Source organism: Corynebacterium sp. 74A (assembly GCF_008930665.1).
Lineage (GTDB): Bacteria > Actinomycetota > Actinomycetes > Mycobacteriales > Mycobacteriaceae > Corynebacterium > Corynebacterium megadyptis.
The window spans coordinates 233,472-256,350 of the sequence record NZ_PQMG01000001.1 but is presented as its reverse complement, the minus strand read 5'-3'; the positions used below and the strand labels follow the sequence as shown (position 1 = coordinate 256,350).

Sequence of the window (22,879 nt, the reverse complement as noted above, 5' to 3'; positions counted from 1 at the left end):
ATGAGTGATACCTCTATGATCAAGCGGCTCTATACCGGTGAGGGCGGCGTCGATTTCATCGGCAAGCGCAAGCGCTGGTACACCATCGCCGCCATCGTCATCCTTATTGCCCTCGCGTCGATCGCGATCCGGGGATTCAGCCTCGGTATCGATTTCCAGGGCGGCACCAAGATGAATATGCCCGCCGGGGATCTCGACGAGACCCGAGTGGAACAGGTCTTTGAAGAGGCCACCGGGGTAGACCCGCACGCCGTGCAGGTTGTTGGCTCGGGCGATGCCCGCATCCTGGAGATCACCTCGGAGCGCCTCGGCGAGGATCAGATCAATGACGCCCGCGCGGCGCTCTATGATGCCTTCCAGCCCAAGGACTCGCAGGGAGTGCCTTCCCCGGATGCCATTGGTGACTCCACCGTCTCCGAATCCTGGGGCTCGACCATTACCGAACGCATGCTGCTGGCCATGGGCGTGTTCCTGGCGCTCGTCTTCGCCTTCATCGCCCTGCGCTTCGAGAAGCTCATGGGCGTATCTGCGATCGCGTGTATCACGGTGGACGCCATTGTGATCTCCGGAGTGTATGCCCTCATCGGTTTCGAGGTCACCCCCGCTACCGTGATCGGTCTGCTGACCGTGCTGGCCTTCTCGCTCTATGACACCGTGGTGGTCTTCGATAAAGTCTCCGAGCTCACCGCAGGTTTTCAATCCTCGCGCCGGCGCACCTATGCGGAGCTGGCCAACCGTGCCATCAACCAGACAGTGATGCGCTCGATCTCCACCACGGTGCTATCGGCACTGCCGATCATCTCGCTGATGGTGGTCGCGGTGTGGATGCTCGGTGTGGGCACCTTGAAGGACCTCGCTCTGGTGCAGCTCATCGGCGTGGTGCAGGGTACGCTCTCCTCGATCTTCCTCGCCGCCCCCTGCCTAGTGTCGATGAAGAACCGCACCAAGGAGGTGCGGGAGCACAACGCCGCCGTGGAGCGCTACCGCTCCGGGGCGGCAGAGGAGCCGGAGGAGACTCCGGTGGACACCGGCCGCACGGTGCATACCCCGCAGCCCGCGGAGCACGGCCAGCCGGAGGCGCTCAGCTGGCGCCCTACCACCCATTAGCGATCTGCTTGGCGGCGCTGAGGGCCACGCGGCCACAGCAGCGGCGGTGTCTTATGGGGCACGCCGGCTGCGGTGGCGCAGGTGGGCGTCGATAAGCACAGCAAGAATGAAGGAAACCCTGATGAGTGCAGGAATGACTCTGCGCCGCGTAATCGTGATGCTAGCTGTGGGGGTTCTCGGGCTGGCTGGCTGCGCGGAGGAAGAACAGCCGCCGCAGGAAGTCTTCGGCTATGCCGTGGACACCCCGCTGGTGACGACCAATGCGGCCTCCACAATCGGGGTGAGCACCAACGCGGAACAGCTGGCCTCACGGCTGTATCCGCCGGTATTCATGCACGGCCCCCAGGGGCAGACCATCCCCAATATGGATCTGGCGCAGGGCCAGTCCCTGCCGGGACAAACCGTGCAGATCATCTACACCATCAATAAGCGGGCCATCTTCTCCGATGAAGTGCCGGTGACCTGCGATGATTTCTATCTCTCCTTCATCGCCGCGACGCAGGAAGCCTATTTCAAGGCCTATAACCCGCTGATGCAGCAGGTGGCCGATGTGAAATGTGAACGCGGTTCCAAGAACTTCACGGTGCAGTTCAAAGACTCCTTCGGCTCCCGGTGGCGGCAACTTTTCGGCCCCGGCACCGTGCTGCCCGCCCACATCATCGCCCGCGCCGCCGGAATGAGCGAAGACGAGATGTGGCAGGCGGTGACGAGCGGTGCTGCCGAGCCGATGGAAAAGATCGGCACCGCATGGAACGATGCCTTCTTGCTGAAGAACTTTGACCCCGAACTGCACGCCTCCTCGGGCCCGATGAAGATCTCCGAGGTCCTCGACGATGGCTCGGTGGTGCTCGTGCCCAATCCGCATTACGCAGGAGACGCCCCCTCCCTCGATAAGATCGTGGTCTATCCCGCCGGGGTGGACCGGGTGGCCAAGGCCGAGCAGAACTCCTTGGAGATCGCGGATCTGGTGAATGCTTCCTCGATCGACTGGGTGGACCGCAATGACACCGCCAATCCCTATGAGGTGACCCGCGAGGTGGGGCAGCTGATCGAACAACTCAATCTCGCCAACTCGGGAGTGCTCTCCACCCCGGCGAAGCGGCAGGGCTTTGCCGCCTGCATAGATCAAAACGAGATCGCCCAGTTATCGTCCGGCTACTCCGGTGTGGATGTGCCGCCGGTGGGCACCCGCCTCAGCCCGGCGATCGCGCCGACCTTCGAAAGCACCCGCGATATCTCCGATCGCAACCTCGGCACCGATATGGCCAAAGCCCGCGCCGAGCTGGAGGGCGCGACGATCCGTATCGGCTATACCGCCCCCGATCCACGGAAAAAGGCGATCGTGGACGCCATCAGCGAAAGCTGCGCCACAGCCGGGATCACGATCAAGGACGTCTCGGATATCACCAATGATCTCGGTGATCTCTCCCGCACCGCCACGAACGAGTGGGGCGGCCCCGCCGATTTGGAGGGCCAGGCGGACGCGATCCTGGTAGCGGTGGATACCCGCACCGAGTACGCCTCGGTGAATGCGCCGGCGAATAATAGCGAGTTATTGCGCCAAGCGGAGGAGCGGCTGTGGCATGAGATCCCCTCCATTCCGCTCGCTGCCCAACCCCGCACGTTTGTGGTGAACAAGTCGGTGGGTAACGTTGTTCCTAACACCTCGCGAGCGGGGATCGGCTGGAACATGTCGCGCTGGCAGGTCGACTAGCCCGCGCTCGCCTCTCGCGGCGTCGGCGCCGTGTCGCGGCGATGCGGTCGTGGCAGTTGATCGCGTTCGTGGGGGAGTGCTCCAACTTCATGCTCGATGAATCCCGTGCACCTTTGGTGCCCGCTGGGTGAACCCGTACCCGCCCAGCACCTGACAGGAAGGCCACACCTATAGCCATGTCGTATGCAACCGCCCGCGACGCCCTTGCCGATCGCATCCGCTATGTGCCCGATTTTCCCGCCGAAGGCGTGATCTTTGAGGATCTCACCCCGGTGCTCGCTGACGGGGAGGCGCTGCGGGTGATCGTCGATGAGCTCTCCGAGGCTGTCAAAGAGATGGGGGCGGAGATGATCGGCGGCCTCGATGCCCGCGGCTTTCTGCTCGGCTCGGCGGTGGCCTATAAGCTCGGCATGGGCGTGCTGGCCATCCGGAAAAAGGGCAAGCTGCCGCCGCCGGTCTTCAGCGCGGAATATGACCTGGAATATGGCTCGGCAGCGCTCGAGATCCCGGGTAGTGGTGTGGAGCTACAGGGGCGCAAGATTGCGCTTGTCGACGACGTCCTCGCCACGGGCGGCACTCTCTGCGCGGCACGAAGCCTGCTGGAAAAGGCCGGGGCCATCGTGGTGGGCAATGCTCTCGTGCTTGAGGTCGGCGGCCTCGGCGGCCGGCACAAGCTGGAGGACGTTCCCTTGGTTGTCCTCAACAATGGGGATATCGCCTAGGTTTATCTAATACACTTAGCGCTATGCCGGAAAACAAACCTGGACGCAACCAAGTCAGTGTCCGCAGCATGTCTGCCAGGCTCGCCCGTAGCCTCACCGGCAACAAGGTCAAGGCTAATCCTGTCCTCGAGCCGCTGATCAGCATTCACCGCGAGATCCACCCGAAGTGCGATGTCGCCCTCTTGGAGCGGGCGTATTCGACCGCCGAGCGGCTGCACGATGGCGTGTATCGCAAGTCCGGTGATCCCTATATCACCCATCCCTTGGCGGTAGCCACCATCGCCGCGGAGATCGGCATGGATACCACCACTCTGTTGGCGGCGCTGCTGCACGACACGGTGGAGGACACCGACTACACCCTGGAGGATCTCACCCGCGACTTCGGCGAGGAAGTCGCCCGCATGGTTGATGGCGTGACCAAGCTGGACAAGGTGGCGCTCGGGGCGGCCGCGGAGGCGGAAACGATCCGCAAAATGATCGTGGCCATGAGTAATGATCCGCGGGTGTTGGTGATCAAGGTGGCCGATCGCCTGCACAATATGCGCACCATGCGTTTTTTGCCCCCGGAGAAGCAGGCAAAAAAGGCGCGCGAAACGCTTGAGGTGATTGCGCCGCTGGCGCACCGGCTCGGCATGGCTTCGGTGAAGTGGGAGCTGGAGGATCTCTCCTTCGCCATTTTGTATCCGAAGAAGTACCAAGAGATCGTGCGCTTGGTGGCGGATCGCGCCCCCTCGCGGGACCGCTATATCACCCAGATCATTGACGAGCTCAGCACCACCCTCAAGGACAACAACATCCACGCCGAGGTGATGGGCCGGCCGAAACACTATTGGTCCATCTATCAGAAGATGATCGTGCGGGGCCGCGATTTCGACGAGATCTTCGACCTCATCGGCATCCGCGTGCTCGTCGATGACATCAATAGCTGCTACGCCGCCATCGGCGCGGTGCACTCGCTCTACTCCGCCATGCCTGGGCGCTTCAAGGACTATATTTCCGCGCCGCGCTTCGGGGTGTATCAGTCCCTGCACACCACCGTGATGGGGCCGGGCACCAAGCCGCTTGAGGTGCAGGTGCGCACCCATGAGATGCACTACAACGCCGAGTTCGGCATTGCCGCGCACTGGCGTTATAAGGAGACCAAAGGCTCGCACAAGGGCGATAAAGCCGATCTGGATCAGATGGCGTGGTTGCGCCAGCTGCTGGATTGGCAAAAAGAAGCCGCCGACCCGAATGAGTTCCTCGATTCGCTGCGCTATGACCTCAGCAGCACGCAGATCTTCGTGTTCACCCCTAAGGGCGATGTGGTGAACCTGCCGGTGGATGCCACCCCGGTGGACTTCGCCTATGCGGTGCACACTGAGGTGGGGCATCGCTGTATCGGCGCGAAGATCAACGGCAAGTTGGTGGCGCTCGAGACCAAGCTGAACTCCGGCGATCGGGTAGAGGTATTTACCTCTAAGGATCAGGCAGCAGGGCCCAGCCAGGACTGGGAGAAGTTCGTGGCCTCGCCGCGTGCCAAGGCGAAGATCCGGCAGTGGTTTGCCAAGGAGCGGCGCGAAGAGCATGTGGAGCTCGGCCGCGACGCCCTCGCCACCGAAGTGCAGCGTGGCGGGTTGCCCCTGCACCGGCTGATCACCTCGCAGTCCATGCGGGCGGTGGCCGAGGAGCTGCACTACCAGGACGTGGAGACGCTCTACGCCGCGATCGGTAATGGTTCGGTCTCGGCGCGGCATGTGATGAATCGCCTCATGGCCACCTTCGGCGATGCCGATGATGCCGAGGACGCCCTCGCCGCGCGCACCCCCTTCCACGAGCTGGTCAATTCCAAGCAGCGCGCTCACCAGGATTCCTCCACCGGCATCCTGGTGGAGGGCAGCCCGGATGTGATGGCGAAGCTGGCCAAGTGCTGTACCCCGGTGCCCGGCGATACCATCTTCGGTTTCGTCACCCGCGGCGGCGGGGTGAGCGTGCACCGCGCCGACTGCACCAACGCCGAGAAACTCCAGCAGGAGCCGGAGCGGCTGATTCAGGTCTCGTGGGCCTCGGAGTCCTCGGGGACGGTATTCGCCGCCACGCTGCAAGTCGAGGCACTTGACCGCAATGGCCTATTGCTGGAGGTCACTCGGGTGATCGCGGAGCAGAAGGTGACGGTGACTGCGATGAATACCCGCGTCGCCGATGACCGGGTGGCGATGCTGCGCTTTACCTTCCAGGTTTCGGACTCCAAGCAGCTGGGATCCCTGATGCACCATCTGCGCAGTATCGAAGGCGTCTTCGACGTCTACCGCGTCACCTCGGGCGGCTAAAGCGCAATCTACGCCGTGCCCACTTGGTCAGCGCAGCACGAAGGCCCACACTCTCCCCGTTAGGGGAATAAGAGTGTGGGCCTTGTTTGGGTCGTGTCGGCCGCAGCGGCCGCGCGGGGTATGTTCTAGCTCACCGTGGCGGTGGTGATCTTTACTTCCTCCGCAGGGGCGCCGTCGCCGGCGCCCTCGGCGGCACCCTTCTCGGCGATGGCGTCGAGGGTCTTCAGTCCGGCGTCATCGATGGTGCCGAAGTAGGTGTACATCGGCGGCAGCGGGGAATCATCGTAGTTGAGGAAGAACTGCGAGCCATTGGTGTCGGGGCCGCTATTAGCCATGGCGATGGTGCCACGCTCATAGTTTACGGGCTGCTGCTTGGCCTGATCCGAGGCCTCATCGGTGGGGAACTCGTTGGCGAATTGGAAGCCCGGGCCGCCCGATCCCTGGCCGCTCGGATCGCCGCACTGCAGCACGTGAATACCGGAAGTGGTGATGCGGTGGCAGATCGTATCGTTGTAAAAGCCCTCCTGTGCGAGGTGTTCCACCGCGTTGACGGTGCAGGGCGAGACGGAACGATCTAGCTTCATGCCGATCGGGCCTTGGCTGGTGTTGAGGGTGACGGTGACGGTGCCGCGGGCGGGCACATCCTCTTGGTTGGGGCGGGAGACCTCGCGGCTGGCCTCACGGCCGGAATCCTCATAGGAGCAGGTGACGGTTTCCCCAAGGGGGGTGGTGCGCTCGGTGGCTAGCGGAGTGATGTCCTGCTCCGCTGCCTCGGTGGTGCTGGTCTCCTCGGCAGCCTCCACCGCATCATCGCCTTCGTGCGTTGAAGCCCAGTAGATACCGGCGGTAGCGAGACCAATCACCGCCAGCGAGGCCAGCGCCACGCCGAGAGGCTGGGTCTTTTCCTTCCGATCACGGGACTTGATTTCGCGCTCGAGGGCGCGCATCGACTCCTCGCGACGCTTCTTATTGCTCTCCATTAGGGGTGCTCACCTAGCCTCATGTGCTCGTAGATTCCGTGCTAACTGAACACAGTTTAGAGTATCGCGGGCGCAGTGGTGGTACCGCCCGCGACCTATGATGGTGAGCATGAATCTTGCGATGATGGTCACCGGCCCTTTCCAGACCAACTGCTATGTCATCTCCGATGGCGAGCGCGCGACAGTGATCGATCCCGGCCTCGGCGCGGCCGCCGCGATCACCCAGCACCTGCGGCAGAACAATCTCACCTTGGAGCAGGTGCTGCTGACCCACGGCCACATTGATCACACTCGCGATGCGGCCGCCCTCGCCAACGAGCTGGGCTGCGCCGTGTTTATTCACCCCCAGGATGCGGGCATGCTCAAGGATGGCTCGGGGGTGTCTGAGCAGGCACAGCAGCTTTTCGACGCCGCCTCCATGCCCTTTCCGGACACGCTGGACTATCTCGATGACGGCGCTGAGGTCCACATCTGTAAGGAGCGCTTCACGGTGCGTCATGCCCCGGGCCATTCCCCGGGCTCGGTGCTCTTCGTGGGGCGGCAGGTGTGCTTTTCCGGCGATGTGCTCTTCGCCGGCTCGATTGGCCGCACCGATCTGCCAGGCTCGGATCCTGCCGCCATGAAGCGCAGCCTGGCAGATGTCGTCTCTCAGCTCCCGCCCGAGCTGCATGTGCTGCCCGGGCATGGGCCGGAGACCACGATGGCCACGGAGTTGAAGTCCAACCCCTTCCTCGCCTGATATACACTGTCATCCGTGACTGATTCGAAGAAACTCAAGGCATTTTCCGCTCCCAAGGGCGTTCCGGATTATGTTCCGGCGCACTCCGCTGAATTCAAGGCTGTCCAGAACACCTTGGTATCCGAGGCGCATCGGGCGGGCTATGAGCACATTGAGTTGCCGATCTTCGAAGACACCGGCCTATTTGCGCGCGGCGTCGGCGAATCCACCGACGTGGTGAGCAAGGAAATGTATACCTTCCCCGACCGCGGTGGGCGCTCGGTGACCCTGCGGCCGGAGGGCACGGCCGGGGTGATGCGCTCGGTGATCGAGCACAACCTCGATCGCGGCCAGCTGCCGGTGAAGCTGGCCTATGCCGGCCCCTTCTTCCGCTATGAGCGCCCCCAGGCCGGGCGCTACCGCCAGCTGCAGCAGGTGGGCGTGGAGGCCATCGGGGTCGATGATCCCGCCCTCGACGCCGAGGTGGTGGCCCTCGCCGATCGTTCTTTCCGTGCCCTGGGCTTGCGCGGCTACCGGCTGGAGCTGACCTCTCTTGGCGATGCCAGCTGCCGTGGCACCTATAGGGAGAAGCTGCAGGAGTTCCTCTTCGCCTTGCCGCTGGATGAGGCCACCCGCCAGCGCGCCGAGCTGAACCCGCTGCGCGTCTTGGACGATAAGCGCGAGGAGGTCAAGGAGATGACCGCCGACGCCCCGCTCATGCTGGACTATCTCTCTGCCGAGTGCCGGGAGCACTTCGAGACGGTCACCGGCCTGCTCGAGGACATGGGCATCGACTTCGAGATCAACCCGCGCTTGGTGCGAGGTTTGGACTATTACACCAAGACCTGCTTCGAGTTCGTGCACGACGGCTTGGGGGCGCAGTCCGGTATCGGCGGCGGCGGCCGCTATGACGGGCTGATGAAACAGCTTGGCGGACAGGATCTTTCCGGTATCGGCTATGGCTTGGGCGTGGATCGCGCCCTGTTGGCCATGCAGGCCGAGGGTGTGAGCCTGACCACTGGTTCCCGGGTGGATGTCTACGGTGTCGGCATGGGCGCAGACGCCAAGCGGCGGCTCGCCGCTGTCATCAATGAGCTGCGCGTGGCCGGTATCTCTGCCGATATGTCCTATGGCGATCGCGGCTTGAAGGGCGCGATGAAGGGCGCGGATCGCGCCGGCGCCCAGTTCGCGCTCGTGATCGGTGATCGTGAGCTGGACAATGACGTGGTGGCGGTGAAGGATCTGAGCCGCCACGAGCAACAGGAGGTCTCCACCGCCGCGCTGGTGGAGCACCTGCGCACAGCTTTGGGCTAAAACTCGAAGGCCTATAACGGCGCTGCCGCGATTCCTCGTACCGCTCACGGGAACGGCGCGCAGCGCCGTTGCGCATGCTAGGCCGGAACGCCGCACGGGGCGTGGTTAGCATTCCACGCGGTTGACCTTCAATCCGATGTTCACGGCCAGCCCGCCCATAGAGGTCTCCTTGTACTTGGAGAGCATGTCCTTGCCGGTGTCGCTCATGGTCTTGACGGCATCATCCAACGACACCCAGTGCTGGCCATCGCCGAAGCAGGCGAGACGGGCGGCGTTAATAGATTTCACCGCGCCGATGGCATTGCGTTCAATGCAGGGGATCTGAACTAGGCCGCCGATGGGATCGCAAGTGAGCCCGAGGTTGTGTTCGAGGGCGATCTCTGCGGCGTTTTCTACTTGGGCTGCGGAGCCGCCCATGATCTGCGCCAGTCCCGCTGCGGCCATAGCCGAGGCGGAGCCCACCTCCCCTTGGCAGCCCACCTCGGCGCCGGAGATGGAGGCGTTTTCTTTAATGATGAGGCCGATGGCGGCCGCGGCGAGTAAGAATTCTCGGGCGGTGTCGTGGGTGAAGTCCACGCGGAAGTCCCGGGCGTAGTTCATCACTGCGGGAATGATGCCGGCTGCGCCATTGGTGGGGGCGGTGACCACCCGGCCGCCGGCGGCGTTTTCCTCGTTCACTGCCAGCGCGTAGAGGTTCACCCACTCCATGGCGCGCAGTGCATCGCCCTCATCGTTTTGCTTCTCGGCACGAATGCGCTCGAGCATGGCTGCGGCGCGACGACGCACCCGCAAGCCCCCAGGGAGCTCGCCGGTGGCGGCGGTGCCGCGCTGGATGCACTCGCTCATGGTGTGCCACACCCGGTCGAGATGGCCGAGCACATACTCGGCCCCGCCGTGCTCATAATGCAGTTGGGATTCATTGGCCAGCATGATGGCCGCTACCGACATGTCGTGTAGGCGGCAGAGCTCCAGTAGCTCATTGCCGGTGGTGAAGGGATATGGCAGTTCACCCTCGCGGCCGGCAGTGGCAGCTCCGGCGGGCAGGGTGGAGATCTCCTCCATCTCCTCTTCCCGCAAAATGAACCCGCCGCCGACCGAGAAATAGCGCTGCGGCGTCCCGAGTGGCTCGCCGGAGGCGTCGAGCTGCTGGAAGGTCATGCCATTGGGGTGCTGTGGCAGGGGAGCGTTATCGAAAACAATCCGGTAGTCGATAGGCCCGTCGAAGGTCTCGATGGTGCCGCTTGCCGGGATCGCTGCGCCGGGGGCGGGCTCGATATCGTGGGGGACCGTATCGGGCTCGTAGCCCATTAGTCCAAGCAGCGTGGCGCGGTCGGTGCCATGTCCGAGCCCCGTGGCTGCAAGCGAGCCGTGCAGAGTGATCGCAACGGCTCGGGGCTGATGCTGCCGTACATACTGCAGGGCAGCGCGCATCGGTCCGACAGTATGGGATGACGAGGGGCCGATGCCGATGCTAAAAAGATCAACCGCTGAAATAGTCATAGTGCCTAGTCTATTGCGGGCTACATCACATAAAGATGCCCGGAATTACCCTCTGGTCTGGTATGTGAGAACAGGGTCTGAGCAGGAAAAAGGACACTATGTGCGGGGGTGACGATCTGGTATTCCAGACGTTCCGAGCAGGCGGGCGTCGAGCACTCTACGGGGTAGAGGTGCTTGCCGCGTGCTCCATCATGATCGCCTCGGAAAGCTCCTCGGCGGCGCGCTGCACACGCTCCTCAAACTCGGCCGAATCCGCGCTATCGGTGGAGTGAAATACCGCCGTGGGCAACACACTGGCCTTTAAGTGTGTGATCAGCGGGCGCAGCGCATAGTCCACCGCGAGCAGATGGCGGGGACTGCCGGCGGTGGCCGCCAATGTCGTCGGAGTGCCCACTACCGCGGTGCGGGGCAGCGAGTCCACAAACATCTTCAATAGCCCCGAGAAACTGGCGGTAAAGATCGGAGTGGCGATAATCAGCCCATCGGCCTGCTCGACCTGGCGATGCGCAGCGCTGAGCGCCGGGCTGAGCTGAAATCCCTCGGTCATATAGGAGGCCAGATCGAAGGCCAGGGTGCGCACCTCCAGCTCGGAGCGGGAGATAGTCTCACCCTGCTGCGCCAGCGAGTCCTCGGCGGCAGTGGCGATACGGCGCGCTAAAGCAAGCGTGGAGGATGGCGAGGAGAGCCCAGCAGAAATCACGAGCAGAGATGGCATGGTTTCTTAGGGTAGCCCAGCCGGTGCAGCAGCGGCAGGAGAGGGGGAGAATCCGATGGGCAGATACCGCTGTTGCGGGCCCACCTGAAGCCGCGCGGCGGCCTACACCTCCTCCAGTGCATCCAGCAGCGGGATCACATCAGCGGCGCCGACGATACGAATCGGCTTCTGCGATTTCTTGCCGTGCTCGGTAACAATCAGCACCCGCGGCAGCTCCGGATGCCGCAGCATCGTCACCGCCGTGGCCGCGTCCACATCGGCGGGGGCAAAGACCGCATGATCGCGCAAAGCGCGGCTATGGGCGAAATCGATCACCTCGCCCACCCGAACAGCCTCGAGCGCGCCGACATCCTCGCCCGCGCTGCGGCGCAGCGACCAGTCCGCAAACCACTGCGCCACCATGGTGGTGGTCAGCAGCGCTTGATAGGAGCCCTCGTGATAGATCGGGTACTGAGAAATGCCCTTCTCATTAATAATGTGAAATACCTCGGAGAGTGAGTCCTCCGGGGTGAAGCTATAGATCTTCTGCTGCCCGATCACCTGCACCACCCGCGGCGGGCTGAGCAATACATCGCGCAGCTTCTCAATAGCGGCCACCGTATCGGCCCGCGGCTCCGCAATGGGCTCGCCATCACGATAGGAGCCGTGGCTGATCGCATTGCGCAGATCCACAAAGGCCTCAAGCTCCATCAACTGCAGGGAGGTGATGGCCCCGCTGTTTTCCATGCGGCGCGCCATCGAGCCAAAGGCTTCATAGCCCTTCGGCTGTAATACCGAGCGAAAGTGCGCCTCGATATCGTTAAATGCCGCAATGAATTGGTGGGCGCGGTGCGCCGGTTCATTCGCGGCGTCGCGCTCGGCGGGGTGGGTGTCATTCATGGGGCCATCCTCTTTCCACGCATCGGGGTCTCACGGGGCGGGCGGAAACGCTAGTCGGTATCGCCGCCGCGCTCTAAGGTGTCGCAGGTGGACATGCGTCCACTGGTGTAGCCAGTCATAAAGGCCTGCTGGCGCTGCTTCGAGGAACCGTGTGTCCAGCTATCCGGCTGCACCTCTCGGCCGGACTGCTGTTGGATATTGTCATCGCCAATGGCGCGCGCGGTATCCACGGCCTGCTGCACCTGCTCTTCGGTAATCGGCTCGAGATAGGCGTCCTCGCCCTGATCGGCGTAGTGCGCCCAGAGCCCCGCATAGCAATCGGCCTGCAGCTCGATCTTCACCGCATTCGAATCCGCGCCGGGATCGTTGTAGTTGCTTAAGCCCAGGGTTCCTTCCAAGTTCTGGATGTGGTGGCCGTATTCGTGGGCCACCACATACATCTGGGCGAGCGGGCCGGAATCGCCGCCGAGCTGATCCAGCTGGCTAAAAAATGAGGTGTCGAAGTAGGCGGAGTTATCCCGCGGGCAGTAGAAGGGGCCGGTGGCGGATTGTGCGATGCCACAGCCGGATTGGGTGGCGCCCTCAAAAAGCACGGGGGTGGGCTCGGTGTAGTCGATACCGGCCTGGGCCGGCAGCTGCTCGCGCCACACATCATCGACCGACAAGGCGGTGAACATCACGCGGCAATCGTCGTGGGTGTTGGCGTCTTCGCCGGTACGGCAGTGCTCCAGCGTGCCGGACTCGCCTTGGACCTGTTGCTCGGGCGCGGTGAGCTGGCCGAGGCTCCCAATATCGCCGCCCATGAATAGATACAGCCCTACGAGCAGCAGGGTGCCAATGCCGCCGCCACCTAGCGCTACCGCTCGGCCACCGCCGCCGGTTCGGGCGCGGCTGCCTTCGCTCGTAACGTCTTTACGAAAAGTCATGTGTTTATATTCTCACATTCTGTGCGCTTATCGACGCCATCTCGCTGCAAGCGCTGTGCGCTGGTGATGTGCGGGGGGGGGCGAGGATGGCGTCGATAAGCATGCACAGGGGCCGGTGTCGAATATGTCCACTCTGGCGGGTAAACTCAGCACGGATCTACATATTTATGTAAAGGAAAGGGACAGCCTTCAGTGTTGCGTACTCATTATGCAGGGGATTTAAGGAAAGAAACCGCGGGTAGCACCGTGACGCTGACCGGATGGGTCGCGCGTCGCCGTGACCACGGTGGCGTGATCTTTATTGATCTTCGCGATAGCTCCGGCGTGGCGCAGGTTGTGTTCCGCGAGTCCGAGGTGGCAGAGCAGGCACACAAGCTGCGTAGCGAGTTCTGCGTGAAGGTCACCGGCGTGGTCGAGCCGCGTCCGGAAGGAAGCGAGAACCCGAACCTTGCCTCCGGCGATGTTGAGGTCAACGTCTCCGAGCTGGAGATCCTCAATGAGGCCTCGGCGCTGCCTTTCCAGATCGAGGACGCATCCTCCTCCGGTGAGGTGGGCGAGGAAACCCGCCTGAAGTACCGCTATCTGGACTTGCGCCGCTCCAGCCAGGCCGCCGCTATGAAGCTGCGCTCGAATGTCAATCGCGCGGCCCGCTCGGTGCTCGATAGCCATGGCTTCCTCGAGATCGAAACCCCCACCCTGACGCGCTCCACCCCGGAGGGTGCCCGCGACTTCCTCGTTCCGGCGCGCCTCAAGCCGGGCTCGTGGTACGCCCTGCCGCAGTCGCCGCAGCTGTTCAAGCAGCTGCTCATGGTGGCCGGCATGGAGCGCTACTACCAGATCGCGCGCTGCTACCGCGATGAGGACTTCCGCGCCGATCGCCAGCCGGAATTCACCCAGCTGGACGTTGAGATGAGCTTCGTGGATCAGGAAGACGTCATCGCCCTAGCCGAGGACATCCTGGTGGCGCTGTGGAAGGAGATCGGCTATGAGATCTCCACCCCGATCCCGCGCATGACCTACAAGGAAGCGATGGAGAAGTACGGCTCCGATAAGCCGGATCTGCGCTTCGACATCCCGCTGGTGGAATGCACCGAGTTCTTCAAGGACACCACCTTCCGCGTCTTCCAGAATGATTACGTGGGCGCCGTGGTGATGGACGGTGGCGCCTCCCAGCCGCGTCGTCAGCTCGACGCCTGGCAGGAGTGGGCGAAGCAGCGCGGCGCGAAGGGCTTGGCCTATATTCTCGTGGGCGAAGACGGCGAACTGTCCGGCCCGGTGGCCAAGAACATCACCGACGCCGAGCGCGCCGGCATTGCCGAGCACGTGGGCGCCAAGCCCGGCGACTGCATCTTCTTCGCTGCCGGCGATGCCAAGTCCTCCCGTGCCCTGCTGGGCGCGGCCCGTGGCGCGATCGCCGAGAAGCTCGGCCTGATCAAGGAGGGCGACTGGGCCTTCACCTGGGTGGTGGATGCGCCCCTGTTCGAGCCCTCTGCCGAAGCCACCGCCTCCGGCGATGTGGCTCTGGGACACTCCCAGTGGACCGCCGTGCACCACGCCTTTACCTCCCCGAAGCCCGAGTGGATCGATAGCTTCGATGAGAACCCAGGTGAGGCTACCGCCTACGCCTATGACATCGTCTGCAACGGCAACGAGATCGGTGGCGGCTCCATCCGTATCCACCGCCGCGATGTGCAAGAGCGCGTGTTCAAGGTGATGGGGATCAGCGATGAGGAAGCTCAGGAGAAGTTCGGCTTCCTGCTCGACGCCTTCGCCTTTGGCGCCCCGCCGCACGGCGGTATCGCCTTCGGCTGGGACCGCATCGTCTCCCTGCTGGGCGGTTTCGACTCCATCCGCGATGTCATCGCCTTCCCGAAGTCGGGTGGCGGAGTGGATCCGCTCACCGCAGCCCCGGCGCCGATCACCAAGCAACAACGCAAGGAATCGGGTATCGACGCCAAGCCGAAGGAGAAGGACGCACAGTCCTAATCCGCACGCATCGCGGCCGCCACCCGCAGTGGTGGCGGTAGCGCGCTCAGCGAGGGTGGCAGTCTCGTTCACAGTGTGCGGCAGGCGCAGCGCCCTCGCTTTTGCATGCGCGCACCCAGTTGGCGGGCATGCCGCGGCCATCTCACACCACGCCGCGCCATGGGGCTGCGGATGTGATGTCGCTGTGAATATCGCCTAGGCCCTATCGGTAGGGTCAGCCACTCAGGCACAATGGTGCTCATGACTGCAAGGAATTGAGTGCGTGCGTACTGCCGTGCATAGCGCCGTAGGGGAGCGGTGCTCATGCGCGGGAGCCTTAACCGAACCATACTTTTAGCTCATAACCCCACTGAGGAGAGATCACGCCCATGTCGGCGACAATCACACCCACCGCGGCCGTCGAAGAGATCCACGAGCATGTGGTTGCTCGTGCAGAGAAGCTCTTGTGCAAGCGGTACGGTGGTTCCCTCAGGCTGGTCGGCGCAGAAATTCTCGAGGGCTCGGGCAATTCCACCGTTTTGCGGTTGAAGCTCACCCCCTCGCCCTATCTGCAAGAGCGCACGGTAGTGGTCAAACACTCGCCGTCCTCGGACGATCCTCTTGATCCCACGCGCTTCCTGCGGGAGGTGGTGGCCTATCAATTCACCACCTCGCTGCCGAATGATGTGCGGCCAGGTCCGGTGCTCTTGGCCTATGACATGGACGAGCGCCTATTGGTGATCTCCGACTGCGGCGATGTGGATACCTTCGCCGATTTGATGGATCGGGCCGATACCGAGCAGCGCCGCTCCTTGCTGCGCCGCCTCGGTCGCGCCCTTGGTCTGCTGCACTCGGCCTCTGCCGATCACGAACAAGACTTTGACATCCTCTTCCGCCGCATGGTGTCCAAGCATGGGGCACAGGCCTCCCACGCCGGCTATCGGGACCAGGCACTGGAAACCGGGGTGCTCTCTGGCCTGGAGTTCCTGGAGAAGCACGGGGTGGTGATTGATGACACCGTGCGGCGCTTCGCCCACGAGGCGCAGCGCCGCCTGGTCTCCGGGCAGCACCGAGCGTTCACGCCCTTCGATCTGTCTCCGGATAACATCGTCTACTCGGAGCGCCCCGAGTTTTTGGACTATGAATGGGCGGGCTTCCGCGATGCCACCTTCGATGTGGCCTGCGTGGTTGCCGGCTTCCCCCAATTCGTGTTCTCCCACCGGCTGAGTGATCAGGAGGCAGATCTCTTCGTCGAAGCATGGCGCCAAGAAGTGAGCAGCATGTGGCCGAACGTGAATAACCCCGAGCGTTTGCGTGCCCGCATTGTCACCGCGCTCGTGGGCTGGGCAGTGCTGTCGATCTGGCACCTCAATTTCGGCCCGCTCAATATTCTCGATCAGATGCGCCCAGCCGAGGACTCCATCGACGAGGCCGCGCAGAACACCAACCTAGGCTGGTCCGCGCAGCAGATGCTCGACTCCTTCGACGACACCGCCGAGCTGGAGCGGCTCGCGAAGATCGACATCTACGAAACCTTCGATGCACTCATCCGCTTCGCCCAGCGTTCGGACGATCCCCGTTTCCCCGCCGTGGTGGACTTTGCCCAGCACGTGATCGATCGATTCGTCGGTGCCGACCTCGCCGAGACCCTGCGCGAGAGCACCCACTAGGAGTAGGTAGAGCACACATGCCCCAACAAGGCCTGTTTGATACGGCCGGAGCGAACGCAGCCGGCGCGGGCGGCACAGCAGGGATATCGGCAGGATCCACGGCCGCGGACTATTTCCATCCCGGTGCCGCCGCCCCCTTGGCGGCGCGGATGCGCCCCCGCAGCCTCGACGAGGTGGTGGGACAAGACCACCTTCTCGGCCCGGGCAAGCCGCTGCGGCGGCTAGTGGAGGGCTCCGGCGACGCCTCGGTGATTCTCTATGGCCCGCCGGGGACGGGAAAGACCACGATCGCCTCACTGGTGAGTGCTGCCACCGGCCGGCACTTCGTGGCGCTCTCAGCGCTGAATAGCGGGGTGAAGGAGGTGCGCGCGGTCATCGACGAGGCGCGTCGCCGCCTCATCCAGGGCCAGCAAACCGTGCTCTTTATTGATGAGGTGCACCGCTTTTCGAAAACGCAGCAAGACGCGCTGCTGGCCGCGGTGGAAAACCGCACCGTCTTGCTCGTCGCCGCCACCACGGAGAACCCGAGCTTTTCGGTGGTCTCACCGCTGCTCTCCCGCTCGCTGTTACTCCAGCTCAACCCGCTGGAGGATGACTCCATTAAGCAGCTGATCACCCGCGCCCTCGAGGATGAGCGCGGCATCGGTGGCCGCATCAGCGCCGATGATGAGGCTTTAGAGCAGCTGGTGCTGCTCGCCGGCGGCGATGGCCGCCGCAGTCTCACCTACCTCGAGGCTTGCGCGGAGGCCGTCGAGGATGGCGGCACACTTACTCTGGAGACCATCGCCGACAACGTCAATCGCGCGATCGTGCGCTATGACCGCGATGGAGATCAGCACTATGACGTCACCAGTGCCTTCATCAAGTCCATTCGCGGCTCGGATGTTGACGCGGCCCTGCACTATCTGGCGCGGATGATCGATGCGGGGGAGGATCCTCGCTTTATTGCCCGCCGACTGGTGATCGCCGCCAGTGAGGATATCGGCATGGCCGATCCCACCGCGCTCAGCACCGCCACCGCTGCTGCCCAGGCGGTGCAGCTGATCGGCCTGCCCGAGGGACGTATCGTGCTCGCTCAAGCGGTGGTGCATTTGGCCACGGCACCGAAGTCCAATGCGGTGTATCGGGCTATCGACCGCGCGCTTGAGGATGTGCGCCAGGGCAAGAACTATCCCGTGCCGCAGCATCTGCGCGATGGGCACTATGAAGGCGCAAAGAAGCTGGGCAATGCGGTGGGGTATAGCTATCCGCATGATGATCCGCGCGGGGTAGTGGCGCAGCGTTATATCCCCGAAGCGCTGGACGATGCCGTTTACTATGAGCCGAGCACCCACGGTGCGGAAAAACGTCTGTATGATTTTATCGGCCGCCTGCGCAGGATCGTGCGCGGCTAAAGAGTAAACTACCCAGAGATTGACACTCATACCACGGTGAAGCGAGGAATTTTTCGTGCAGACTCATGAGATCAGAGAGCGTTTTACGCAGCACTTCGTGAAGGCAGGCCACGAGGCCGTGCCGAGCGCCTCGCTGATTCTTGACGATCCCACCCTGCTGTTCGTGAACGCCGGCATGGTTCCCTTCAAGCCCTACTTCTTAGGCCAGCAGAATCCGCCTTTCCCCAATGGCACGGCCACTTCCATCCAGAAGTGTGTGCGCACCCTCGACATCGAGGAAGTGGGCATTACCACCCGCCACAACACCTTCTTCCAGATGGCCGGCAACTTCTCCTTCGGCCAGTACTTCAAGGAAGGCGCGATCACCCATGCCTGGGAGCTGCTCACCGGAGATGTAGCCGAGGGCGGCTATGGCCTCGACCCGGAGCGCCTCTGGGTAACGGTGTACCTCGACGATGACGAGGCCGCCGATATCTGGCATAAGAAGATCGGTGTACCCACCGAGCGCATCCAGCGCTTGGGCATGGCAGATAACTACTGGTCCATGGGCATTCCCGGCCCCTGCGGCCCCTGCTCCGAGATCTACTACGATCGCGGCCCCGACTATGGCCAAGAGGGCGGCCCGGTGGCGGATGATAACCGCTACATGGAGATCTGGAACCTCGTGTTCATGGAGAATGAGCGCGGCGAGGGCACCGGCAAGGACTCCTTCGAGGTCCTCGGCCCGCTGCCGAAGAAGAATATTGATACCGGCCTCGGCATTGAGCGCGTCGCCTGCATCATGCAGGGCGTGGACAATGTCTACGAGACGGATCTACTGCGCCCCGTCATTGACGTGGCCGAAACCCTCACCGGCGCCACCTATGGCAAGAATCACCAGAACGATATTCGTTTCCGCGTGATCGCCGATCACTCCCGCACTGGCATGATGCTCATCCTCGATGGTGTCACCCCGGGTAATGAGGGCCGCGGCTATATTCTGCGCCGACTCTTGCGCCGTATCATCCGCTCGGCGAAGCTGCTCGGGGCCACCGGCGAGACCATGGAACAGCTGATGAACACCATCATGGACACCATGGAGCTGTCCTACCCGGAGATCGCGGATGCTCGCGCCCGCATTCTGCAGGTGGCCACCAATGAGGAAAAGGCCTTCCTGCGCACGCTCGAATCCGGCACGCACCTCTTTGATAATGCCGCCGCCGAGGCCCGCTCCGCCGGGGTGACACGCCTCTCCGGCGATAAGGTCTTCGCTCTGCACGACACCTATGGCTTCCCGATCGATCTCACATTGGAGATGGCCGCCGAGGCGGGCCTCGACGTGGATCGCGAGGGCTTCGATCAGCTCATGGCCGAACAGCGCGCCCGCGCTAAGGCCGATAGCGTGGCCAAGAAGCACGGCCATGCCGACATGTCCGTCTACCGCGAGTTCGTGGACGATCACCCCACCGAGTTCGTCGGCTATGACAACCTCGAGTCCGAATCCCGCGTGCTGGGCCTGATTCGCCAGGGGCAGCGTCTCGACGCCGCCTCCCCGGGCGAGGAGGTCGAGGTCATCCTCGACGTCTCGCCGATGTACGCCGAAGCAGGCGGCCAACTGGGCGATCGTGGCCGTATCACCGCCGGCTCCGCCGATCTGGAAGTCAGTGATGTGCAGAAGATCGGCAAAAAGCTGTGGGTGCACAAGGCCCGTGTGGTCGGCGGTGAATTGGGTGTGGGCGCGCAGGTGCACGCCGCCGTCGATCCGGCATGGCGGCACGCTGCCCGCCAGGCGCACTCCGCCACCCACCTCATTCACGCCGCGCTGCGGGAGGTGCTCGGTCCCACAGCGGTCCAGGCTGGCTCGATGAATAAGCCGGGCTATCTGCGCTTCGACTTCAACTACACCCAGGCACTGAGCCCGGAGCAGATGCAGCAGATCGAGTACATCACCAATCAGGCTGTGGATACCGATCACCAGGTCAATACCATCGAAACCACCCTGGATGAGGCCAAGGCCATGGGCGCGATGGCGCTCTTCGGCGAGAACTATGGCCGCAATGTGCGCGTGGTAGAAATCGGTGGCCCCTTCTCCATGGAGCTCTGCGGCGGCACCCACGTGCAGCACTCTTCGCAGATCGGCCCCGTGGCCGTGCTGGGCGAGTCCTCGGTGGGATCCGGGGTGCGCCGCATCGAGGCCTATTCCGGATTGGATTCCTTCTCCTACCTCTCCCGCGAGCGCGCCCTCGCCGCCGGCCTGGCGAGCTCCTTGAAGGCCCCCAGCGAGGAGCTGCCGGAGCGCATCTCCCAGCTGACCGAGAAGCTCAAGTTGGCCGAGAAGCAGATCGCCCAGCTGCACAAGCAGCAGCTGGCCGCCCAGACCGGCGAGATCCTCTCCTCGGCCCGCCCGGTCGGCGGCTATGAGCTGATCACCGCAACCCCGGCCGAGAACCTCTCCGGCGGAGACCTGCGCGAGATGGCCTCTGATCTGAAGAACCGCCTCGGCGAGCGCGCCGGTGTGGTGGTTCTGGCCAGCGATAATGGCGGCAAGGTGCCTTTCATCGTTGCTGCCACCGCGCAGGCGGTGTCCCAAGGCATCAAGGCTGGCGAACTGGTCAAGACCTTCGGCAGCCACATTGGTGGCCGCGGTGGGGGCAAGCCGGATATGGCCCAGGGCTCTGGCTCTGACGCCTCCGGTATCGCTGCCGGTTTCGCTGCAGTAGCCGCAGCACTCGAGGGCTAGACGCCCGCAACGCATGCACCCATCCCGAGGTACAAGGGATGGGTGTTTCGTTTGTCATGGGAAATAACTCTGCGCTGAATCGATGCGGCTTGCCGCTTCTCACAGGGCCATCAGTCAAGGTGTGAACCTTGAAGCAACGTGGGTGGTGTGGGGGAGGTGGGCGTCGAAAAGCCATATTACTGGGCAACACACGCAGGAATATTTATCACTAAAAGGTTACGAATCGCTACATTGTAGGTGTAGCTATGTGCTCAATGCCCGTTGTGAAGACAGAAAGATGCGAATGGCCAATAAACCAGTACCCGATGAGCCTGGGGTTGATGATCCCGGAGTGGGTCGACGGCTCGGTATTGACGTCGGGACGGCGCGTATTGGTCTCGCCATGTCGGATCGTGACGCCTCGCTGGCTATGCCGGTGGAAACTGTGCAGCGCCAGACGGGGTTCGGGGGCAGGGACCTAGCGGATATTGACCGTCTGATCGAGATCATCGAAGACGGTCAGGTAGTGGAGGTCGTGGTCGGTTTGCCGCGCGATCTCAAGGGACATGGCTCCAAGTCAGTCAAGCATGCCAAAGAAATTGCGTTCCGGATCAACCGGCGGCTGAGTCGCGCGGGGCACAGCATCCCCGTGCGCTTCGCCGATGAGCGCCTCACCACCGTCGTGGCCACCCAGGCGATGCACGCGGCGGGGCGGTCTAGCCGCACGAGCCGAGACGTGATTGATCAGGCAGCTGCAGTGGAAATCTTGCAATCGTGGCTGGATGCGCGGAACAACCGCCTCTGCCGCGAGGGCGAGGAGTAAAGATTCTGAGAGGCTCAAATAAGTTATGGCTCAACGTCCTCAAGCCCGGCGCGGTAGGCGCATGGAACCGGTGTATGTCAAAAGGCGCCAGCGCGGTGTGGCTATTTTGGTTGCCTCTCTGCTGCTTATCATCGGCTCCGTCATCTACATCGCCGTGATGCGCGCAAATCCACCGAGCCTCGCTGACTACTCCGGCGAGGGCAATGGCGAGATCGAGCTCGTGCAGATCAACGAGGGCGAGTCCGTCTCCGAGCTGGGAGGGGAGTTGGTCGAGCGCGGCATCGTGAAGTCCAATGGTGCCTTCCAACGGGCGGCCAGCGCGAACCCCGATGCCGCCAGCATTCAGCCCGGCTTCTACCGTCTGCAGCGCGAGATGAGCGCCGAGGCGGCCGTGGCGGCCCTGGTGGATCCCGCCAATAAGGCCGAGGCGCTGCAGGTGCCCGGCGGCCAGACCCTGATGGATGTGCGCGCCGTCAGTGGCGAAATTCGGCCCGGTATTCTTTCCGAGATCTCCCGCATCAGCTGCGAGGACGCGGCTGGGGAGTGCATCCCGCTGCCCGAGCTGGAAAAGGCGGCCGCCAACGCAAAACTCGAAGATCTCGGTGTGCCCGAGTGGGCGCTCGAGCCGGTGCGTGCCCGCGGCGCGGATCCGAAGCGTCTCGAGGGGCTTATCGCCCCCGGCACCTATGTGATCGACCCCAAGGCCGATGCCACTGCCGTGCTGAAGGATCTGGTGGCCCGCTCCACCAAGATCTATAACGACACCGATATCGTGGCCCGCGCCCAGGCCGTCGGTCTCAGCCCCTATGAGCTGCTTATCGCCGCATCCCTGGTCGAGCGCGAGGCCCCGGCCGGTGACTTCGACAAGGTGGCCCGAGTCATTCTTAACCGCCTCAATGAGCCGATGCGCCTGGAGTTCGACTCCACCGTGAACTATGGCCTGCCCGAGGTGGAGGTGGCCACCACCGATAAGGACCGCTCCCGCGTCACGCCGTGGAATACCTACGCCAAGGACGGCCTGCCCGAGACTCCCATCGCGGCACCCTCTGAGGAGGCGCTGCGCGCCATGGAGAACCCGGCCGAGGGCAACTGGCTGTTCTTCGTGACGGTGGATAAGGACGGCACCACCGTGTTCAACGACAACTTCGACCAACACCAGGCCGATACCCAGCGCGCTATCGAAAACGGCGTGCTCGACAGCGGCCGTGAAGAGCCTGAGCCCCCGGCCGCGCCCGAGCCGCCGGCACCGGAGGCTCCCTAAGCCACAAGGCCCTAGGGCTATAGCTCCGTACGGGGCTGCACGCCTTGGGCACGCTTGACGCCCGCCTCCGAAGTACGGGGGCGGGCGTTTGTGCATGTCTGCATGCGCGTGGGCGCGCGCCAGTCTGCGACAACGCGGGGAGCTAAGGGGTACGAGGTGGGGCAAAGCAGCGGTGCGCATCCCC

General features: G+C 63.3%; 17 protein-coding genes. 12 read left to right on the top strand and 5 right to left on the bottom strand.

Going from position 1 to position 22,879, the window contains the following annotated elements; genetic code table 11:
* The 4 genes from secF (at position 1) to GBB11_RS01055 (ending at position 5,852) form a co-directional block, all read left to right on the top strand.
* Positions 1 to 1,107, top strand: coding sequence for a protein translocase subunit SecF (gene secF / locus GBB11_RS01070; RefSeq protein WP_151548682.1), 1,107 nt, complete (start codon positions 1 to 3; stop codon positions 1,105 to 1,107).
* 121 nt (positions 1,108 to 1,228) lie between these two features.
* Positions 1,229 to 2,821: an ABC transporter substrate-binding protein gene (locus GBB11_RS01065; protein WP_192796297.1), complete on the top strand. Its 1,593-nt coding sequence runs from the start codon at positions 1,229 to 1,231 to the stop codon at positions 2,819 to 2,821.
* 176 nt (positions 2,822 to 2,997) lie between these two features.
* Positions 2,998 to 3,543 carry an adenine phosphoribosyltransferase gene (locus GBB11_RS01060; protein WP_151548680.1) on the top strand — a complete coding sequence of 182 codons (546 nt, stop codon included), beginning with the start codon at positions 2,998 to 3,000 and terminating at the stop codon, positions 3,541 to 3,543.
* Between the two features lie 23 nt (positions 3,544 to 3,566).
* Complete coding sequence (locus GBB11_RS01055; RefSeq protein WP_151528658.1) at positions 3,567 to 5,852, top strand: bifunctional (p)ppGpp synthetase/guanosine-3',5'-bis(diphosphate) 3'-pyrophosphohydrolase; 2,286 nt, start codon at positions 3,567 to 3,569, stop codon at positions 5,850 to 5,852.
* A gap of 125 nt (positions 5,853 to 5,977) precedes the next feature.
* Here the strand turns inward: GBB11_RS01055 and GBB11_RS01050 are convergent, their stop codons facing one another.
* Positions 5,978 to 6,832, bottom strand: coding sequence for a peptidylprolyl isomerase (locus GBB11_RS01050; RefSeq protein WP_151548679.1), 855 nt, complete (start codon positions 6,830 to 6,832; stop codon positions 5,978 to 5,980).
* A gap of 100 nt (positions 6,833 to 6,932) precedes the next feature.
* On the opposite strand from GBB11_RS01050, the gene GBB11_RS01045 reads away from it, so the two are divergent.
* Both GBB11_RS01045 and hisS read left to right on the top strand, forming a co-directional pair.
* Positions 6,933 to 7,571, top strand: a complete 639-nt coding sequence (locus GBB11_RS01045) for an MBL fold metallo-hydrolase (RefSeq protein WP_370513508.1) — start codon at positions 6,933 to 6,935, stop codon at positions 7,569 to 7,571.
* Between the two features lie 15 nt (positions 7,572 to 7,586).
* Positions 7,587 to 8,864, top strand: coding sequence for a histidine--tRNA ligase (hisS, locus tag GBB11_RS01040; protein ID WP_192796298.1), 1,278 nt, complete (start codon positions 7,587 to 7,589; stop codon positions 8,862 to 8,864).
* Positions 8,865 to 8,969: 105 nt separating this feature from the next.
* On the opposite strand, the gene GBB11_RS01035 is transcribed toward hisS, so the two are convergent.
* From GBB11_RS01035 to GBB11_RS01020, 4 genes are all read right to left on the bottom strand, one after another.
* Positions 8,970 to 10,364, bottom strand: coding sequence for an L-serine ammonia-lyase (locus GBB11_RS01035; protein ID WP_151548676.1), 1,395 nt, complete (start codon positions 10,362 to 10,364; stop codon positions 8,970 to 8,972).
* 157 nt (positions 10,365 to 10,521) lie between these two features.
* Positions 10,522 to 11,079: a CE1759 family FMN reductase gene (locus GBB11_RS01030; RefSeq protein ID WP_151548675.1), complete on the bottom strand. Its 558-nt coding sequence runs from the start codon at positions 11,077 to 11,079 to the stop codon at positions 10,522 to 10,524.
* A gap of 102 nt (positions 11,080 to 11,181) precedes the next feature.
* Positions 11,182 to 11,958 carry a CBS domain-containing protein gene (locus GBB11_RS01025; RefSeq protein WP_151548674.1) on the bottom strand — a complete coding sequence of 259 codons (777 nt, stop codon included), beginning with the start codon at positions 11,956 to 11,958 and terminating at the stop codon, positions 11,182 to 11,184.
* Between the two features lie 50 nt (positions 11,959 to 12,008).
* Positions 12,009 to 12,884, bottom strand: a complete 876-nt coding sequence (locus GBB11_RS01020) for a neutral zinc metallopeptidase (protein WP_151548673.1) — start codon at positions 12,882 to 12,884, stop codon at positions 12,009 to 12,011.
* 192 nt (positions 12,885 to 13,076) lie between these two features.
* Here GBB11_RS01020 and aspS point away from each other — a divergent pair, with 192 nt between their 5' ends.
* The 6 genes from aspS to mltG all read left to right on the top strand — a co-directional run bounded on the left by aspS (position 13,077) and on the right by mltG (position 22,695).
* Positions 13,077 to 14,870 carry an aspartate--tRNA ligase gene (gene aspS, locus GBB11_RS01015; RefSeq protein ID WP_151548672.1) on the top strand — a complete coding sequence of 598 codons (1,794 nt, stop codon included), beginning with the start codon at positions 13,077 to 13,079 and terminating at the stop codon, positions 14,868 to 14,870.
* A 368-nt stretch (positions 14,871 to 15,238) separates the two neighbouring features.
* Positions 15,239 to 16,519 carry a phosphotransferase family protein gene (locus tag GBB11_RS01010; RefSeq protein ID WP_151548671.1) on the top strand — a complete coding sequence of 427 codons (1,281 nt, stop codon included), beginning with the start codon at positions 15,239 to 15,241 and terminating at the stop codon, positions 16,517 to 16,519.
* Between the two features lie 17 nt (positions 16,520 to 16,536).
* On the top strand, positions 16,537 to 17,913 hold the full coding sequence (locus GBB11_RS01005; protein WP_151548670.1) for a replication-associated recombination protein A: 1,377 nt from the start codon (positions 16,537 to 16,539) through the stop codon (positions 17,911 to 17,913).
* A 55-nt stretch (positions 17,914 to 17,968) separates the two neighbouring features.
* Positions 17,969 to 20,632, top strand: a complete 2,664-nt coding sequence (gene alaS, locus GBB11_RS01000; RefSeq protein ID WP_151548669.1) for an alanine--tRNA ligase — start codon at positions 17,969 to 17,971, stop codon at positions 20,630 to 20,632.
* Between the two features lie 283 nt (positions 20,633 to 20,915).
* A complete protein-coding gene (ruvX, locus tag GBB11_RS00995; RefSeq protein ID WP_151548668.1) occupies positions 20,916 to 21,434 on the top strand; it encodes a Holliday junction resolvase RuvX in 519 nt (172 codons plus the stop codon).
* A 61-nt stretch (positions 21,435 to 21,495) separates the two neighbouring features.
* Positions 21,496 to 22,695, top strand: coding sequence for an endolytic transglycosylase MltG (mltG, locus tag GBB11_RS00990; RefSeq protein WP_151548998.1), 1,200 nt, complete (start codon positions 21,496 to 21,498; stop codon positions 22,693 to 22,695).
* Positions 22,696 to 22,879 lie beyond the last annotated feature (184 nt).